This is a genomic window from Methanoregula sp. (assembly GCF_003170075.1).
Classification (GTDB): domain Archaea; phylum Halobacteriota; class Methanomicrobia; order Methanomicrobiales; family Methanospirillaceae; genus Methanoregula.
Genome location: NZ_PMZU01000061.1, coordinates 16878 through 34129 on the forward strand (window position 1 = coordinate 16878; position 17252 = coordinate 34129).

The following is a 17252-nucleotide window of genomic DNA, read 5'->3' on the forward strand; positions in this document are numbered from 1 at the left end:
TCGGAAAATGTGATTATCAACAGAACCCCGTCGGAGTTCTTCAAGGCATCCCGGGATTCCTCATGCCGGCACTGCAGGAAACGTTCAACCATTTCGACGCCCGGCCTTCATCATTAACCGGTATTCCCCTTTTTTATTTTACATCCTTTGAATGCAAAACCTGGATAAACCCGCGATGGCGCATTCATTATGCTTTTTCATTCCGCCTTAACAGGGAGACCGGCACTTGGCCGGTATCCCTATCGCTTCCAGAAAGGGGTGGGATCACTTCCCTCATGACGGTAGTGATTTCACGAGCAGGTAAAAGGCGCAGAGCGCTGATGCAAGACCTGCCACAGAAATGACCAGCGCGAGCACAGGGGGCAGAGTTATCCCGTTGTACGGCAGCACCTCTTTTACGCCAAATAAAAAGAACGCAAGCGCAAGGAACCAGCCATAGGTTTTTTTCTCCGTGACAGCCACCCGGAGGCCGTAGATCACCACCAGCACATCAATCCCGATAAGAACCGGGGTAAACCACTCAGGCAGGATCATCACGTACTGATTAACGCCGTACGTTTAAAGGAGTGCGCTGCATGCCGCATTCATTTATCACCGGCCAGATCTGTAGCACCGGGCGAAAAAAAAGTCCAAGGCAAAAAAGGATAATGGTTTCCTAAAAGGGGAGGGCCGGGCGCAGACCGCCATCATGATCCCGTCACTTCACTACAAGCACTTTACAGGGTGCTGATCGTATGATCTCTTCTGCAACGCTCCCGAGAAGCAGGCGCTCCAGCCCCTTTTTTCCCTGCGTGCCGATCACGATCATATCAATCTTTTTTGCGAGAGCAAACTTCACAATCTCGGCCGCTGGATGCCCCTCAAGGATCGAGGTCTCAACCTTCACATCACCAGCCTGGGATTTTATCCGGGCAAATGCCTGTTCTGCCTCGGTATGGAAGACAGTGTAGGTATCCCCGAGCGGGATGTCCCCTGACATCGATGAGAACGTACCCGTATCGATCACATATACCGCATACACAATCGACCCGAACGCACGGGCAATTATTATTCCCTCATCAAGGGCAGCACGGTTCTTCTCCGAACCGTCCGTGGCAATCAGGATCCTGCCGAGCAATATTTCTGTCATTGTACGATTCCTCCCCACTTTTTGTATGGACAGTTCCTACTTCACATTCTCCACTGATACCTGTTGCGGACCGGCGCTACTGTCGTCATCCCGGCCGGTCCCGTCGATCTCCTCCACGTACTTGTCTCCCCGCATCGCACAGAGCAGTGCGGCGATAAATGAGATGGCTGCCCCGATGTAGAATGACAGGGCAAGCGAGGGCATGAATGCCTGAGCAAGCGTCGTCGGGAACCAGACCACACCGGTGATGGTTGCAATGGTTGCAGGTGCGACTGTTGCAAGCAACGCAGGGGAGAGCCCGGCAAGGATCATCTGGACCGGGTTGTAGCCAAGGAACGCCGCGAACAATGCGCCGGTCGGGGGTATCGCACTCATCGCGGGGATAAGCTGCGTCGCATTGGCAGCCGACAACGCCGCAGATAAATCCGGGGGAAACGCACTCGTAAGTCCCACGACGATGATTGTAAAGAACATCCCCATAGAGAGGACAAAACCAGAGTTGAACAGAGTCGACATCATGCCGGAGGAAACACCCCGCTCTTCAGGGGGAACAGCGTTCATGATCGCCGCAGCGTTGGGCGAGGAAAACATCCCGTTTCCGAGACCCATAATCAGGAGCGCCAGTGCGAAGGGCAGGTAATCGAAGCTGTACGGCAGGACGGCGAGGATCAAAAACGAGATCCCGACGAGCACCATGCCAAGCGTACTGATCCACCGGGCACCGTACTTGTCGGAGATGATGCCAGAGATGGGGCCCATCACCACAAAGCCGATGGTGAGCGGCAGCATGTAGACACCGGCCCAGAACGGTGTCGATTCGAAACTATAGCCGTGCAGGGGCAGCCAGATCCCCTGGAGCAGGATGATCAAAATGATCATCACGCCGCCCCGGGCAAGGGCGGAGAGGAAGCCGGCTGCATTCCCGAACGCAAAGTTGCGGATCTTAAAGAGATCCAGACGGAACATTGGATCCTTCACCCGTGTCTCAATAATGGGGAAGGCAATAAGGAGCAGGATACCACAAAAGAGCGTAGCGATGACCCACGGGTTTCCCCAGCCCATGGATGCGCTCCCATACGGGAGCAGCGCGTAGGTGATGCCGACAAGAAAGAGGGTCAGGCCGCAGATAAAGGAGAGGTTCCCCCAGATATCGATTTTCTGGGACCGTTTCTGGTAGGCCGGCTCTTTGAGTTTCATAAATGCCCAGATGGTCCCGATAACCCCGAACGGCACGCTGATCAAAAAGACATACCGCCAGTGGAAGACTGCAAGGATCCCTCCGATGATGAGACCGACAAACTGGCCCGAGAGCGCCGCTACCTGGTTGAGGCCGAGCGCCTTCCCCCGCTCATCGGGAGGGAATGCATCGGTAAGGATCGCGGCACTGTTGGAGAAGATGAACGCTGCGCCGACCGCTTGTATGAGCCGGAAGACAATGAGTTCGATTGCACCGGCATCACCGGTACTGGGTGTTAAAAAGAGGAGGATGGAACCGGCCGTAAAAATTGCAAACCCGACATTATAGAGGCGGACTCTGCCATAGATATCCGAAAGCCGTCCGAAACTGAGGAGGAGGGTGGCGGTCACGATCCCGTATCCCATCAGGATCCAGAGAAGATACTGGAACGAGGTGAGCGGGTCGATGTTAATGCCGTTGAAGATGGCGGGAAGGGAGATTAAAATAATGCTCCCGTTGACCGTGGCCATGAACGTGGCAATGGTCGTGTTCGAGAGGGCCACCCATTTGTAATGGGGGTCCCGGACAGGGGCTGCCGGTTCACCGGCAGGTGTCCCGGGTGCTGGTACCGGTTGTGGTGCTGTATCCAAGGTTTTCACCGGATCTGCGGGGTATCCCGGATTATTTCTTCTGATACTCCATTTATAGGAAACACTGGGCATTTTAGCATATGTATCTTCGGGCACAGCGATGCATGATGACGAACAGAACGTCATTGGGCAATTAATAATACGGCCAGGCGTAGCAGGAACACCGGATCAGGGCACGTGGGAGAGGCGCCTCTGAAAAATAATCTGACCTTATTGAGGGGGGGCAGCCTTCCGCTCCACCCCGACCCGCCCGTTCTCTGCGGAGAGTGCAAAGCCGAGCTGTTCGAGATACGCCCGGCTCTTCCCTGTCCCGTGGGTCAGGAGTTCCACCAGATCGTCTTTCTCATCGATGTCCGTATGGAGCAAAAACGAGTCGATCACCTCGCAGGAGAGCCCGGCCTTCTCTGCGATCTTCATGTGCTTTAAGAAACTCATCCCGTAATAATCGACGTGGAACTTTGCCGGTTCCTTAAGGAATATCGCGTTCGTCCCCCCGCCCCGGCCAGGGACGATGGCCATATCGCTATTTGTGGAGATCACCCGTTTTATTGCGGCGCCGGTGGCAAGCGGGAGATCGGCCATAAGGATCAGGATCGACCCCACTGACTGGGGGAGCACCTCGTTCAAGGTGCCGCTCAGATCCTTATCGGCGATGGTGATCTGGATGTCCTCGCTGTCAAAGAGCTCGGTCGCGACGATCACCGGGCTGCAGTTCGCATCCTTTGCAGCAGCGATCACATCCTCGAGCATCGCACGGGCAAACGCCTCCCGTTCCTCAGGTGAAAGTATCCCGGCAAGCCGGCTCTTGGGACTCGCGGGCTTAAAGGGAATCATTGCATGGGGACACATGTGATACGCTCATACGCAGGACAATTTTAAAAAAGGTACTGATTTCTCTTTTTAAGGCAACACGAAAGAAACAGGGTTTAACAAGGGTGGCCGGCAAACAGAATAGGTAATGGACGATCTTCCGTACACGGTAGAGAAGATCCCGGCACGGATCGCCGTCGGGATCGAGCGGCGCACCTGCAATGCTGACGGGCGGAGCCTTCAGGATATCCCTGCCTGCTGGCAGGAGTATCTTTCAACAAAAGCGGCGGCACGTACCCCCAACCGGGCCAGGCCCACGGTCATGTATGCCATATATGCAGACTATGAGACCGACTGGACCGGGGAATACTCGTACCTCCTCGGCTGCGGTGTGACGAAAGCGGACAAACTCCCAAAAGGCCTTGTGACCCGGCACATCCCGGCCCAGACGTATGCACATTTCAGGGCACAGGGTCCGATGCCGGACGCAGTGGTCGGTGTCTGGGCAGGGATCTGGGGATCTGACCTGCCCCGGACGTACCTGTGCGATTTTGAAGTATACGATGCCAGGTTTACCGACAAGAAGAACCCGGAAGTGGACGTTTACGTCGGCATAAAGGACGAATAAAAAAAATTGCTGCCCTGTTTTTTGGCAACCGGAGAAACCGCGATACGGCGTTGCTCTTTTCAGGAGCACTCTTTCCTATAAGATTCGGCGGGGACATGGATCTCGAACCGTGCACCCTTCCCCGGCTCCCCGGACTCGGCAATGATCATGCCGGTAATCGCAAGAATCTCACGGACCAGAAAAAGTCCCCAGCCGGTATGCTTGCCAAATCCGCGCTCGAAGATCCGCTCCTTGTCGGCAGCAGGAATACCGATGCCGTTATCCTCAACAATGAGTACCACCCCGTTCTCACCGTCATGAACGGAGATGCCGATACGCGAGACGCTGTGGCCGTGGCGGATCGCATTGTCCAGCAGCTGAGCCACGGCCTTTTCAAGCAACGGATCTGCGTACACGGAGGCGTTCCCGCAGGTCTCCGCGATCGTGACCCCTTTTAAGGTAACCGTATCCCCGGCACGGCGGATCACGGAAACCAGCGGCTGCCAGCAGGGTGGTTCGGTCGCGAGGTTCTGGTAGTCCTTCGCAAACTGGAACTGCCGCCGGATTTTATCCAGAGCAAACCTTTCCTTTTCAATATACGATTTCATTTGCGGGTCTTCGACCACCATCTCCAGCAGTTCGGTATAACCGCTGACCGCCGTAAGCTGGTTGAGCACATCATGGCGGGTGGCGCTTCCCACAAGGTTGAGTTTCTTGTTGAGGAACATCACTCCATCCTTTGCCCGCCGGATCGCCGATACCTTCTCAATCAGCTGCACGAGCACCGGGTACCAGGTATCCGCAGGCCCTGCCATGACAAGGTACTCCGCACGGTTTGCCACCGCATCGCGGAAAACGTCCGGATCATACCCTGCGGCAAGAATAATCACCGGGAGATCGATCTCCCGTTCCCGTAGTTTCTTTAAAAACAAAAGACCGTTCTGATCTACTTCATGCACGGCAATAACAACCGCCGGCGATTCAATCAGGTTCCGGCTGAACGTTACCTCTGATGATGCGGAAGCCATCACACGGTAGGCACCGGTACCGGTAAGGTATCGCCCAAGCACGGTACAGCGGTCTGTCTTTTCATCGATAACAATGAGGGGGATCATACCGTATCACAGGAGGCTTTCGTTTCCCAGTACCATTCTATTTCCTCCGGATCCTATAAAGGCCATTCAACGAAGTACCAACGCTGGCAGCCCGCCAGATCTGCCGCCAGAGTTTAACATGTACAAAAAGGAACTGTACTTTATGGAGCCACGGGTGATCACCTTCTCGAAAAACGTCTTCCTGCCACTCACCAGCGTATGCCGGAACCGTTGCGGGTACTGCTCGTTCCGCACGCCGGTGCAGGATGGGTGTGTCATGCTGCCGGATGAGGTCGAGATGATCCTGCGACGTGGAAAAGAGTTTGGGTGTACAGAGGCGCTCTTTACTTTCGGCGAGCACCCGGAGGAAGAGCCCGGGTTTTCTATGTACCTGAAAAAAACCGGTTACGATACTATCCTCGATTACTGCGAGGCGATGTGTAAGCTGAGCATCAGGATCGGGATCCTGCCCCACACGAATGCCGGCATCCTCACGTACGATGAGATGAAACGGCTGCGTAAAGTGAATGCAAGCATGGGGCTGATGCTCGAAACCACTGCACGTATACCGGCGCATAACAGGTCCAAGGGGAAGGCCCCTGAGGTGCGCCTCGCTATGATGAAGGACGCGGGAAAACTCAAAATCCCGTTTACCACCGGCCTGCTCCTTGGCATCGGCGAGACGGTGACCGATCGGGAGGAGTCTCTTGAGGCTATCCGGGACATCCACCGTAAGTACGGGCACATCCAGGAGATCATCCTCCAGAACTTCTGCCCCAAGGACAACACCCCCATGGCCGCGTTCCGGGTGCCAGAAACAGAGGAGATCTGCGACACGATCCGCATGGCGCGCCGGATCCTGCCCGCGGAGATCGCGATCCAGATAGCCCCGAACCTCATCGACGCGTCCCGGTTTATCGGGTGCGGGGTTGACGACCTGGGAGGCGTATCACCGGTCACCATTGACTACGTGAACCCCGAGCACCCGTGGCCGGCGATCACGGAGCTCAAAAATATCACCGGCAACGCGACGCTGCGCGAGCGCCTCTGCATCTACCCCAGGTTTATCCGCATGGGCTGGTACGACCCCGGCCTGCAACCCCTAATAAACCGGCTCGATCAACGTATTACCACAGGGAGCAGGGAACCGTGAAGCAGAAAAAACTCCTGTATACCGGCAAGGCCAAATCGGTCTACCGTACCGATGTGAAAGGAAAACTGATCGTCGAGTTCCGCGATGACATCACCGCGTTTGACGGCGGCAAGAAAGATACGCTCAAGAACAAGGGCAGTTACAATGCCGGCGTTTCCGCATTCATCTTTTCCTGCCTCGAAAAGAACGGAGTGAAAACGCATTTCCTCGAGATGCTGGACGAAAAGAGAATGGTCGTCCGTGAACTTTCCATGATCCCGCTCGAAGTGATCGTAAGAAACCTCGCGGCCGGCTCGATCGTCCGAAATTACCCGTTTAAAGAGGGCACCCCCTTAAAACCTCCGGTGATCGTGATCGACTACAAGGACGATTCCCGGCACGATCCGATGATCAATGACGATCTCATCGTTGCGCTCAGGATTGCAACACCGGCGGGACTTAAGAAAATAAAAACAATCGCGCTCCGGGTTAATGCGCTCCTTTCTGGCCTGCTCGCCAAACAGGGCATTGCGCTCGTGGATTTCAAGATGGAGTTTGGCTGGCAGGGGAAAACGATCTATCTCGGCGATGAGATCAGCATGGATTCGATGCGCCTCTGGGACAAAAAGACCGGTGAGTCCCTTGATAAGGATGTATACCGGTTCAACAAGGGCGATGTGATGGCGACCTACAACCAGGTGGCAGCACGGATCACAAAAACACTCGGCGTTGCAAAAAAGACAGTGGCAACCCCAAAGAAGACCAGAATGCAGGCCCGGTAACGGCCAGCCGGTCATACCGGTTTTTCATCACCGGACACAAAACATAAGGTATCAGAGAAAAATACTCGTACCACCGAAGTTTGGCGGACTATCATGGCACAGGACTCCCAGGATGAAGCGGATATGCTCAAATGGGCGCAGGGTATCGCCCGCAAGAACGGATGGGTGCTCAATCCCGATGAAAAACACCTGAGTACCGTGATCCGGGGGCTTGTCCGGAACAAGGAGAAGTTTGGGAGACCCTTCTGCCCCTGCCGGATCAGGAGCGGCGACGAGGAGCGCGACCGCGCTATCGAATGCCCGTGCATCTACCACAAGGACGAGATCGCGCACGACGGGCACTGCCACTGCCTGCTTTACTATAAAAAACCATAAAGAAAAGCACCTTTTTTAGCCCGAACGCCCCGTATGACCACGACGGTATGTAATCTCCCAGAAAAACCCGGTCTTGCACCGATCGCCGGCAGTGATCCGGAGATCCTCATTCTCGGTAGTTGCCCCAGCCGCCAGTCGCTTCTTAAGGGCGAGTATTACGGCAACCCGCAGAACCAGTTCTGGAAGATTGTGGAGATGATTTTTGGGATCGACCGCACCCTTCCCTATACCGCCCGCACCTCCCTGCTTGTGGAGCACCGGATCGCCCTCTGGGACGTTCTTGCGACCTGTACACGCGACGGGAGCGCGGATACCGCGATCAGGGACCCGGTCCCAAACGATATCAGGGAATTTCTTACTGCACACCCGACAATCCGTTGCATTGCGCTCAACGGGAACACCGCCGGCCGTTACTATGCCCGGATGAACATTGGTGTTTCCTGTACGATCCTGCCATCGACAAGTCCTGCATATGCTAGCATGACACTTGCAAAAAAAGCGCAGACATGGGCGTGCATCCGCACGCGGCACATTCAATAAAAAGAGAGAGAAAATCGACCCCGGGGCTTACCGTTCGAGCCGCATTTTCAGGAAAACGACGTGGTAGATCGCATAGAACCCGCAGAGCACCGCAGCGGTGTACCCGAGCACGGCAACCCACATAACTTCCTTTGGCATGCTGACAGGCGAGGCCTGTAGCACCAGGGACGACCCGACCACGAGCGCGGCTACAATGAGGCCCACAATGATCTTGTCGCTTGCCCGGTCAAGTGCCATCTCGAATTTTTTTAAATCACTTTCGACAATACCCAACCTGATTGTCCCCGTCGAGACGTGCTTTAACATGAGATTGATATTGCGCGGCAGGTCAAACGCTGCGTCGACCGCCTCCAGCAGGGAGTTTGAAGCCCTCTTTGCGTACCCGGCCGAGAGGATGCTCGAATCGGAGAGTTTGCGCAGGTAGGGAGTGATCTCCGAGCCGAAGCTGAACTTCGGGTCGAGACGGACAGCATCATCCAGTACCATCACGAGCGTCTTCAACAGGAGCATCAGGCTCATCGGCACCTTGAGACTGTACCGGCGCATCACCTCCGTGAGCTCGTTGATCATGAGGCCGAAATTGAACTGAATGATCTCGTCCCCTCCGCCGAAATCATGCAGCATGATGTAGAGGTCGTCCCTGAGCGCCTCACGGTTTTCCTCGGCGACAACTATGCCAAAGCCCTCAAGTGCCTTGAGGATCATGTCGACATCATCGGTTGTCAGGGCGATGAGCAGGGTGATGAAGAGCTGCTTTTTCTCCGGGCGCAATAATCCGACGATACCGAAGTCAAGGAAGACCAGATCCCCCATGTCTGAAACGAGAAGGTTGCCCGGATGGGGATCTCCGTGGAAAAACCCGTCCTCGAAGATCATCTTCAGGTACGCATAGAATCCCCGGACCGCGATATCGTGCGGGTCACATCCCTGTGCGGTGATCGCTTCGACATTGTCGATCCTGACCCCTTTTACAAATTCCATGACGAGCAGATTGGGGGATGAATATTCCCAGTAAATTTTCGGGAAATGAATGCCGGGCACGTTTTGGAAGTTGCGTGCCATCCGTTCCGCGTTCCTGCCGTCGCGGGTGAAGTCCAGTTCTTTTCGGATCTGGGTGGCAAAGTCCTGCACGAGACCAGTCGGATTGTACATCCGGCTCTCGGGAAAGACTGCCTCGATCCTCTCTGCCATGGACTGGAGGATGGCAAGATCGTTCTCAATGAGATCCGGGATGCCGGGGCGCTGGACCTTGAGGGCGACAACCGTCCCGTCTTTGAGCACTGCGCGGTGGACCTGTCCGATTGATGCTGATGCGACCGGAGTCTCGTCGACCTCACAGAACCAGTCTTCCAGTTTCGGGCAGGTCTGCTGGATCACCCCGAGAACTTCTGAGAACGGCAGCGGTTTTGCATGATCCTGAAGTTTCTTGAGCTGCACGATCAATTCGGGAGGGAAGATCTCCGTCCTCGTGCTCATGATCTGGCCGAACTTAACAAACGTGGGCCCGAGTTCTTCGAGGGCAAGCCGCACCCGTTCGTACACGGTGGACTGATCCGGCGCCTGTTCTGTACCCGGAAGACGGAACCGGGTCTTACCCGGGAATGCCTGCTCCAGTACAATACCAAAACCGTACTTCCCCAAAATATCGATGATCTGCGCATACCGCCCGATACGGGTGACCATGGATACAGTTTGGCACTGGGGATACTTAACACTGGCTTTTTCTGCTCAAAGTCGGCCCGTCTGATAAGGAAATCTGAGCCGCAAAACGGCAGGAGACAAAGGAGATTAAAAAAGAGGGAGTTACTCTCATTCAGACTTGGAAAAGACTACGATCCGGTTCGTGTTGGTGCCGGATTCGTTATTTCCGATCCCCCATATGTTGGAGGTTTTCGAAAAGACCTGCTGGTTGATGATGATACTCTCACAGGTAAACCCGGCGGCAAGACCGAGAGGGACGACATGTTCTTCAAGTCTGACGGTTTTTTTTCGTACCTCACCCACCTCAAAGGCAACCCAGCCTCCGGGGGCGGTGATCCGGAACAGTTCCCGGAATACCGCACCCATCACCGTCTCCCATTCCGCGATCGTCCTCGCCATCGTGATGGTGTGACCGATGGCGTCCCCGTCAAGGCCACAGAACCAGCACCGAAGCCAGTTGTCCTCCCGGTACTGGACGATATCCAGAAACGGCGGCGAAGTCACGGTGAGTCGCACCGTATTGGATTCAATCCCCGGTGTCGCCCGTGCGTCACCGGTGAAAAAACGGGCACCTGCGCCGGCGCGGTTCAGGTCTGCCCGTTCAGCAGAGGACAGGCCGGCAAGTAAGCTCTTTGTCTTGCGCATGATGAGCCGGTGGGTATCCCGGTATTCCGGTACCTGGTGGCGTTTGCGGTTGATCCGTTCCTGGCTTTTCTGAGATACTGCCTGGTTAGGGGGAAGGGTGTACACCGAGAAAAACCCGCTTGAATGCCCGGTCAGCCGGTTTGTCGCCACCATCCGGATCCAACGATCAACAGCATCGGAGGTACCGTCTTCCCATCGTCCTAAAAGGTACCGGCGCAGGGCGATGATCTCGCGTTCGGTGTCGGGATAATAGAACATGGAGAGATCGCGATCTGCCCGGTCACCGTCCCGGGGGATGATCTCAAGCCGTGTGGCCGCCTCCTCCGCTGTGGGCGGGAAGAACCGTGGTTCGGTGAGGATCCAGGAGAGCGGGTTGGCGTCGTTTGCGATCACCTGCCGGCCGCGAAGCCCGGCCTCAATCGCAGTCGTTCCCCTTCCGCTGAACGGATCATACACGATATCGCCTGCCTGCGTCAGGAGATCGATAAAAAACCCGGGCAGCTGCGGCTTGAAGCAGGCGCGGTAGGAGATCTCGTGGAGTGACGATGCCTGACGCTGGCGGGACGTCCAGAACTCGTTAATGTATCTGGGCAGAGAGGCAGTACCACTTTCTACCGTATCCACAATAGTTGCCTGACCGGCCGGTCCTGAAAACGTCTTCAGGTACCTGTCGAGATTATTGCCGTCCCGGTCTGGTGTCATCAATGGCGCCTCCATACTAAAATGTTGGGAGAGGCCGGGTAATATGCTCTTTTCTTCCGCATTTTTACGACAATGACGAGAACGCTTAACCGGCGTGTGCCCCTTCCGCATCAAACGCCGGGGGATACCGGACGGTGCCATGGATACCGTCAAGCGCCCCGGGAACAAGGGGACATACCATGAACACTTCATTTTTGCAGGGAAACGGCGCGTTGATCCCCAGTGCCGGCGCAGTGGTGAACCCGAACCGGGGGTAATAAGTGGGGTGCCCGACCACGATCACAATCCGGTGCCCCAGCTGGCGGCAGGCCCTGAGCCCTTCCTCAACAAGGCTCGAACCCACACCCTGGCATTGATGCTCCTGACATACGGAAAGCGGTGCAAGAGCAATAGCAGGTACGTGGGCATGATCGGATTCAATCGTTATTGGGACAAAGAGTATATGCCCGATAATCTTGTTTTCATACACGGCAACGAGCGAGAGCCCGGGGATATAATCTCCATCATTTCTGAGGGCGCGGACAAGCCGGGCTTCACCGTCCTCGCCGAATGCCTGAAGATTGACAGCAAAAATTGCGGGAATATCAGCAGGAATTTCAGATCGGATAAAAAAAGAATCCATCCTGTTCTATAGGATGCCGAAGTAAAAGAAGGAGACTATTACAGATACCGCCATAGACCGGGATGGATTTGCCCCGGGCTTACCTTAAAAAATTATGTGTGCGTGAAATATGCAAGAACGCCGGATTCGCTGACCGTATCGATCCGGACAAACCCGATCCGCTCGAACTGCACGACTTTTCCCTGCTCTTTTGCCACGGCAGGTTCGCACACGCCCTGCATCTTCCCATCCATCGTAAGGAGCGTGCAGGGCAGGGTCTGCCGTGCCGGCAGCCACTGGATGATGTGCGCCTTTGCTGTGCGGGCATCGGCAAGTGAGTCCCCACCGTAGGAGAACGAAGGTGAAGAACCGGCCCACGCAATCTTCACGTTGAAGAGATCCTTCAAGCGGACCATCGCCGCATCCGGCACAATCTCGGATTTTGGCAGCACGACTGTCCCTTCAAACGGAAGCTCCCGGTTCCCTTTCGACGGATCGCCGGGATGGAGCATCGCATGCGCCATGCGGCGCGGGGCTCCCTCAACCACCGCGGTGACAGGTTCCGGCACGAAGAAGTACCGGTTTGCGACCGGGTCGACCAATTTCTTGTTCTCCGCATAGAGGTTGTCCCACGAGAACGAGATGTCCACGTCGCCAATCCCGATCGCGACCATCGCGTTCTTCACGGCATCGGGGCTGATCCCCCGGCGGGCAAGCGCCCGAAGCGTCCCGAGACGGATGTCATCCCAGCCGGTATACTTCCCCTCATTTATCCCCAGACGCATCTGGGAGGTGGAGAGCACAACACCCTCGATACCCATCCTTCCGTAGTGCCGGTACACCGGCACCTTCCAGCCGAAATGGTCATAGATATACCGCTGGCGCCGGGTATTGGCGATATGATCCTTGCCCCGGATCACGTGCGTTACACCGAGAAGGTGGTCATCGGCCACCACCGAGAAGTTCATGAGCGGGTAGATGCGTGCCTCGACTTTCGGGTGCGGGGGGGCATCGAGGATCCGGAAGATCGGGAAGTCACGCATCGCCGGGTCGGGGTGCAGGAGATCGGTCTTGACCCGAACCGAGGCCTCGCCTTCCGCGAAGCCGCCGTCAAGCATCTTCTCCCAGAGGGACAGTGCCGTCTCTACCGGCTGATCGCGGCAGGGGCAGGCTTTCTTCGCATCCTTGAGCGCCTTGAAGTGCTCGTTCTCGCACGTGCAGATGTATGCCCCACCACGTTCGATCAGCTGTTTGCAGAGATCGTAGTAGAGAGGAAGCCGGTCGCTCTGGGTCACGGTCTCGGTGATCCCGAGGCGCAACCATTCGATATCCTCCTTTACCATCTCGTATGCGTCAGGGTCGACCCGTTTTGGATCAGTGTCCTCGATCCGGAGGATATACCGCCCACCGTACTGCTTCACGTAGGCATCGTTGAGCGCTGCGGCCCGGGCGTGCCCGATGTGGAGAGGACCCGAGGGATTCGGTGCAAACCGCATGACCACGCCGTGCTCCGCTCCTTCGAGATCGGGGAGCACCTTTTTGTGCTCGTGCTTCTCGTGGAGCGCCGCAAACATCTCCGGGGAAAGAGACTGGAGTTTTACGACCCGCTCCTCCGGGGAAAGTGCCGCCACATCGGCAATCGCTTCCTTTGCCGCAGCAGAGACTTCCTTTGCCTGCTTGCGCAGCCCGGGGTGCGCTCCCATCACCATACCAATAACCGCCCCGCTCTGCGGTACCCCGCCATGCTTTACCGCGTTCTGGAGTGCGCACAAAAACAGGGCTGACTTAATGTCGTCCCCTGCCATCCTAGAAGCTCCGTGTCACAAAAAATTCGCCGACATCCATGAGGAGCTGGCGCTCCTTTGTGGCCGGGAGGACCGAGAGCAGCCGATTGCTGTCCGCAACCAGCCCCAGAGCCTTGTTCTTCACCTCATCGATGACACCCGCATCGGTGAGTTCCTGTATTGCCGCTTTGATATCAGCAGGAGAAAGTTTGCGCCGGTACTTCAGGAGATCGACGCCTTTTTTGCGCGCCATGATCATAATCAGGGTCTGCTTTCCTTCCCGAAGATCCGAACCCTGGTCCTTACCGCTCTTGTCGGCCGGTGTCAGGAGATCGATGAGATCGTCCTGGATCTGGAACGCGATGCCGGTATTGAGCCCGAACTGGTAGAGCGCCTGCACCTGCCGCTCATTCCCACCTGCAAGAGTGCCGCCGATCGCAGCTGCCGCCGCGTAGAGCACGCCGGTCTTCTTCTCCACCATCTGCAGGTATTCCTCTTCGGTCACATCGGTCCGGTGCTCAAATGACATATCCATGTGCTGGCCTTCGCAGATGTCGGCGCAGGCACGGGCAAGCAGGGATGTCGCCCGCACCTTCGCTGCATCTCCGGCCTTTGCCTGCGAGATGAACTCAAACGCCCGGGCGTACAGGACATCGCCGGCAAGGATGCCGGTCGGCATATCCCACTTCGTATGAACCGTCGGAACCCCGCGCCGCAGCGAGTCGCCGTCCATGATATCGTCATGGATGAGGGTGAACGTATGGGTCACTTCGAGCGCGAGTGCCGCTGGCATAACATCGGAGGAACTCCCGTGTCTTACCGATTCTGCCGCGAGCATGACGACCGCAGGCCGGAGTCGTTTCCCACCGGCATTGAGCAGGTGGGCAGACGCCTCGTTAAGTTCCCCGGGCATGTGGTTGAAATACCGGTCGATCATGCCATCAATCTGGTGCGCAACCGATTTCAGGTACGGTGACAGTTCCGACATCGTGATTCCTCGTTTAATTTAATTTGAGCCGCTGGCCGTTCTGCATGAGATGCACGTCATTACCCAGCGTGTACCCGAGCTCGCCGGCAAACTCCGCGTATGAGGCAGTCATTTTGACGTTCCCGTGGGCCGGGATAATGTGTTGTGGATGTAAGAGGCTGACAAACTCGTAATGATCCTCGCGGAACGCGTGCCCGCTCACGTGGAGATCCTCAAAGAGCCGGGCGCCTGCCATTTTCAGGTGCGCCTCGACCATGTACCGCTGACCGAAGTTCATGGGGTTGGGGATCACGTTTGCGGAGAAGAGCATCTTGTCGCCCTTTGCAAGCTGGTACGGGGTGTCGCCGAGGGCCATCCGGGTCAGGATGGAACCCGGCTCTCCCTGGTGACCGGTGATGATGGGGAGGAACTTTTCTTTTCCCGCCTTCATTATCCGACGCAGGGTACGGTCGACCGTCCGCCGGTTCCCAAAGACACTTGTGTCCTGGGGAAACGAGACGAGTTTCATCTGCTCGGCGGTAACCGAGTACTTCTCCATCGAGCGGCCGAGAAGCACCGGCTTACGGCCGATCTCGTGCGCACACTCCGCGATGGTCTTGACACGGGCGATATGGGACGAGAACGTCGAGACCATAATGGCACTCTTGTCATCCTCGTAACTGGTCATAACGTCCCGGACAAGGTCCCGTGCGATCCGCTCGCTCGGGCACCGGCCGGGCCGGTCAATGTACGTGCTCTCCACGATAAGCGCGAGCACGCCTTCCTTTCCGATCTGGCGGAACCGGGCAAAGTCCGGGGGTTCGCCGATGACCGGGGTCCGGTCGAGCTTGAAATCGCAGGCATAGACGATTGCACCATGCGGGGTGTGGAGCACCGGCGTCACGGTATCGATGATCGAGTGCTGGGTCCGGACAAATTCGAGCACCAGGTGCTGCGAGATCGTGTACCGCTGCCCGGGTTTGAGCGCGAAGATCTTGTTATTAACCCCGAACTTCTGCTCGCCCGAGATCTGCTGCCGGATCAGTTCCGCCGCGTAGGGCGCGGCGATGATCGGCGCATTGTACCGGTGCGCGAGCTTCGGGATCGCCCCGATATGGTCGAGGTGCCCGTGGGAGCAGACGATCGCCTTTACGGTTCCCTCGACCGAGTTCATCATGGTGTCATCAGGTATCGCCCCGATCTTGATCAGATCGAGGGAGTGCATATTCTCGAGTTCTGCATCCTCGTGGATCATCATCTGATCCAGGCGGAGTCCCATGTCAAAAATGACAATCTCTTTTCCGCAGCGGACAGCGGTCATATTTCGCCCGACCTCGTTATATCCGCCCACTGCAATAATTTCTATATCCATGTTTTTTCTCCTGTTTGGTGTTGTCGTACAGGTATTTTTTTAGAAAAACCTGTTGTTGTTTTCCACATTTTTCGTGGTCTGTCAAGGTTTGTCCTGCATCACGCGAGGATTCCCGTCATCCATCATCTGCCGGGTCTTCCCTGTAATAAAGAGCCGGGCCCTGCGCAGATCGCATACCCGTGCAGCGCCGCACAGGAACATCGAACCCACCAGTTCGCGGTGGATCGTCTCGACCTTGCAGGCAAGCGCCTCGTCGCTCTCAAGGGCCGGCTTTAACAGCGGAAGCGCCATACCGCAGAGATCGGCCCCGAGGGCAAGGCACTTTGCGATGTCAATGCCGTTCCTGATGCCCCCCGATGCGATCACCGGGCTTCCGGTACCTGCCACTTCAGCAAGGCTCACGGCCGTGGGGATACCCCAGCCGGCAAAGTCCTCGCCAAGTGTTTTGAGACGCTTGTCCTGTGCATTCCTGCTCTCGTCGGCGCGGACGCTCTCGACTGCTGCCCACGAGGTGCCGCCCCAGCCACCGATATCGATGGCCCGGGCGCCTGCTCCCCAGCACTGGCGGGCGACCTCTTTTGAGATCCCACATCCGGTCTCCTTTACGATCACCGGGGTTTTTATCTCCGCACAGAGCGTGGCAATCGCAGCAAAGCAGCCGGTCGCGTTATGGTCGCCCTCCGGCTGGATGGCCTCCTGCAGGAAATTGAGGTGGATTGCAATCGCGTCCGCCCCGATCATCCTGACAGCCTCTTTGGCCCACTCCACCCCGTGATCACGGAGCTGTACGGCGCCGAGGTTTGCAACAAGAAACGCGTGAGGCGCCTCGTCACGGACGACCGAAAACGTATCCGCAAGTTCAGGGTTCTCAAGGGCAGCCCTCTGGGAGCCGACGCCCATCCCCAGACCAAATCGTTCGGCGATCCGGGCAAGACGGGCGTTTACTTCCTTTGTTCCCGGATGACCACCGGTCATTGCCGAGATAAAGAGGGGGGATGAGAGGGTGTGGCCGAGGAAGCGGGTGGACAGGTCAATCGTGCGCATGTCGCATTCCGGCAGCGCATTATGGACCAGCCTGACATCACCAAACCCTGTGTCACCGGACTCGACATCCTTTTCCGCGCAGATGCGCAGGTGGTCGAGCTTGCGCGATGACGTGAACCGTTTCTTATCGGCCATACCCT

The 17252-nt window shown here is 56.6% G+C and carries 17 protein-coding genes; 5 read left to right on the forward strand and 12 right to left on the reverse strand.

What is annotated here, in order from left to right:
- Positions 1-273: 273 nt before the first annotated feature.
- From QZN75_RS07830 to cofC, 4 genes are all read right to left on the reverse strand, one after another.
- Entirely contained in the window at positions 274-534 is a 261-nt protein-coding gene (locus tag QZN75_RS07830) for a hypothetical protein (RefSeq protein WP_292427017.1), read from the reverse strand.
- Positions 535-697: 163 nt separating this feature from the next.
- Positions 698-1129 carry a universal stress protein gene (locus QZN75_RS07835; RefSeq protein ID WP_292427019.1) on the reverse strand — a complete coding sequence of 144 codons (432 nt, stop codon included), beginning with the start codon at positions 1127-1129 and terminating at the stop codon, positions 698-700.
- A gap of 36 nt (positions 1130-1165) precedes the next feature.
- Positions 1166-2956, reverse strand: a complete 1791-nt coding sequence (locus tag QZN75_RS07840) for an MFS transporter (protein ID WP_292427022.1) — start codon at positions 2954-2956, stop codon at positions 1166-1168.
- Between the two features lie 210 nt (positions 2957-3166).
- Positions 3167-3805 carry a 2-phospho-L-lactate guanylyltransferase gene (cofC, locus tag QZN75_RS07845; protein WP_292427024.1) on the reverse strand — a complete coding sequence of 213 codons (639 nt, stop codon included), beginning with the start codon at positions 3803-3805 and terminating at the stop codon, positions 3167-3169.
- A gap of 109 nt (positions 3806-3914) precedes the next feature.
- On the opposite strand from cofC, the gene QZN75_RS07850 reads away from it, so the two are divergent.
- Positions 3915-4394: a GyrI-like domain-containing protein gene (locus tag QZN75_RS07850; RefSeq protein ID WP_292427026.1), complete on the forward strand. Its 480-nt coding sequence runs from the start codon at positions 3915-3917 to the stop codon at positions 4392-4394.
- A 59-nt stretch (positions 4395-4453) separates the two neighbouring features.
- On the opposite strand, the gene QZN75_RS07855 is transcribed toward QZN75_RS07850, so the two are convergent.
- A complete protein-coding gene (locus QZN75_RS07855; protein WP_292427029.1) occupies positions 4454-5488 on the reverse strand; it encodes a hybrid sensor histidine kinase/response regulator in 1035 nt (344 codons plus the stop codon).
- A gap of 142 nt (positions 5489-5630) precedes the next feature.
- Here QZN75_RS07855 and cofG point away from each other — a divergent pair, with 142 nt between their 5' ends.
- The 4 genes from cofG to QZN75_RS07875 all read left to right on the forward strand — a co-directional run bounded on the left by cofG (position 5631) and on the right by QZN75_RS07875 (position 8296).
- Complete coding sequence (gene cofG, locus QZN75_RS07860) at positions 5631-6620, forward strand: 7,8-didemethyl-8-hydroxy-5-deazariboflavin synthase CofG (protein ID WP_292427032.1); 990 nt, start codon at positions 5631-5633, stop codon at positions 6618-6620.
- Positions 6617-7381 (forward strand): phosphoribosylaminoimidazolesuccinocarboxamide synthase, encoded by a 765-nt coding sequence (purC, locus tag QZN75_RS07865; RefSeq protein ID WP_292427035.1) that lies wholly within the window; start codon positions 6617-6619, stop codon positions 7379-7381. Before cofG ends, purC begins: the two co-directional genes overlap by 4 nt.
- Before the next feature lie 93 nt (positions 7382-7474).
- Positions 7475-7756: a ferredoxin-thioredoxin reductase catalytic domain-containing protein gene (locus tag QZN75_RS07870; protein WP_292427038.1), complete on the forward strand. Its 282-nt coding sequence runs from the start codon at positions 7475-7477 to the stop codon at positions 7754-7756.
- A gap of 33 nt (positions 7757-7789) precedes the next feature.
- The gene (locus QZN75_RS07875) at positions 7790-8296 is read left to right on the forward strand and encodes a DNA-deoxyinosine glycosylase (protein ID WP_292427041.1); all 507 of its coding nucleotides are present in this window, start codon (positions 7790-7792) and stop codon (positions 8294-8296) included.
- 27 nt (positions 8297-8323) lie between these two features.
- On the opposite strand, the gene QZN75_RS07880 is transcribed toward QZN75_RS07875, so the two are convergent.
- The 7 genes from QZN75_RS07880 to fni form a co-directional block, all read right to left on the reverse strand.
- Positions 8324-9979 (reverse strand): AarF/ABC1/UbiB kinase family protein, encoded by a 1656-nt coding sequence (locus QZN75_RS07880; RefSeq protein ID WP_292427043.1) that lies wholly within the window; start codon positions 9977-9979, stop codon positions 8324-8326.
- Positions 9980-10105: 126 nt separating this feature from the next.
- Entirely contained in the window at positions 10106-11359 is a 1254-nt protein-coding gene (locus tag QZN75_RS07885) for a DNA methyltransferase (RefSeq protein WP_292427046.1), read from the reverse strand.
- Positions 11360-11429: 70 nt separating this feature from the next.
- Entirely contained in the window at positions 11430-11966 is a 537-nt protein-coding gene (locus QZN75_RS07890) for a GNAT family N-acetyltransferase (protein WP_292427049.1), read from the reverse strand.
- 92 nt (positions 11967-12058) lie between these two features.
- Positions 12059-13750 (reverse strand): glutamate--tRNA ligase, encoded by a 1692-nt coding sequence (locus tag QZN75_RS07895; RefSeq protein ID WP_292427052.1) that lies wholly within the window; start codon positions 13748-13750, stop codon positions 12059-12061.
- Position 13751: 1 nt separating this feature from the next.
- Entirely contained in the window at positions 13752-14717 is a 966-nt protein-coding gene (locus tag QZN75_RS07900; protein ID WP_292427054.1) for a polyprenyl synthetase family protein, read from the reverse strand.
- A gap of 13 nt (positions 14718-14730) precedes the next feature.
- Positions 14731-16068, reverse strand: coding sequence for an RNase J family beta-CASP ribonuclease (locus tag QZN75_RS07905; RefSeq protein WP_292427057.1), 1338 nt, complete (start codon positions 16066-16068; stop codon positions 14731-14733).
- An 81-nt stretch (positions 16069-16149) separates the two neighbouring features.
- The gene (gene fni, locus QZN75_RS07910) at positions 16150-17247 is read right to left on the reverse strand and encodes a type 2 isopentenyl-diphosphate Delta-isomerase (RefSeq protein ID WP_292427061.1); all 1098 of its coding nucleotides are present in this window, start codon (positions 17245-17247) and stop codon (positions 16150-16152) included.
- Between the last annotated feature and the right edge of the window lie 5 nt (positions 17248-17252).

What these genes read in the sequence shown, in the direction of transcription:
- QZN75_RS07850 (WP_292427026.1), top strand. Translation starts at nt 3,915, where the DNA reads ATGGACGATCTTCCGTACACGGTAGAGAAGATCCCGGCACGGATCGCC.
- QZN75_RS07885 (WP_292427046.1), bottom strand. Translation starts at nt 11,359, where the DNA reads ATGGAGGCGCCATTGATGACACCAGACCGGGACGGCAATAATCTCGAC.
- QZN75_RS07880 (WP_292427043.1), bottom strand. Translation starts at nt 9,979, where the DNA reads ATGGTCACCCGTATCGGGCGGTATGCGCAGATCATCGATATTTTGGGG.
- QZN75_RS07895 (WP_292427052.1), bottom strand. Translation starts at nt 13,750, where the DNA reads ATGGCAGGGGACGACATTAAGTCAGCCCTGTTTTTGTGCGCACTCCAG.
- QZN75_RS07855 (WP_292427029.1), bottom strand. Translation starts at nt 5,488, where the DNA reads ATGATCCCCCTCATTGTTATCGATGAAAAGACAGACCGCTGTACCGTG.
- QZN75_RS07835 (WP_292427019.1), bottom strand. Translation starts at nt 1,129, where the DNA reads ATGACAGAAATATTGCTCGGCAGGATCCTGATTGCCACGGACGGTTCG.
- cofC (WP_292427024.1), bottom strand. Translation starts at nt 3,805, where the DNA reads ATGTGTCCCCATGCAATGATTCCCTTTAAGCCCGCGAGTCCCAAGAGC.
- QZN75_RS07870 (WP_292427038.1), top strand. Translation starts at nt 7,475, where the DNA reads ATGGCACAGGACTCCCAGGATGAAGCGGATATGCTCAAATGGGCGCAG.
- fni (WP_292427061.1), bottom strand. Translation starts at nt 17,247, where the DNA reads ATGGCCGATAAGAAACGGTTCACGTCATCGCGCAAGCTCGACCACCTG.
- cofG (WP_292427032.1), top strand. Translation starts at nt 5,631, where the DNA reads ATGGAGCCACGGGTGATCACCTTCTCGAAAAACGTCTTCCTGCCACTC.
- QZN75_RS07900 (WP_292427054.1), bottom strand. Translation starts at nt 14,717, where the DNA reads ATGTCGGAACTGTCACCGTACCTGAAATCGGTTGCGCACCAGATTGAT.
- QZN75_RS07890 (WP_292427049.1), bottom strand. Translation starts at nt 11,966, where the DNA reads ATGGATTCTTTTTTTATCCGATCTGAAATTCCTGCTGATATTCCCGCA.
- QZN75_RS07830 (WP_292427017.1), bottom strand. Translation starts at nt 534, where the DNA reads ATGATCCTGCCTGAGTGGTTTACCCCGGTTCTTATCGGGATTGATGTG.
- QZN75_RS07905 (WP_292427057.1), bottom strand. Translation starts at nt 16,068, where the DNA reads ATGGATATAGAAATTATTGCAGTGGGCGGATATAACGAGGTCGGGCGA.
- QZN75_RS07875 (WP_292427041.1), top strand. Translation starts at nt 7,790, where the DNA reads ATGACCACGACGGTATGTAATCTCCCAGAAAAACCCGGTCTTGCACCG.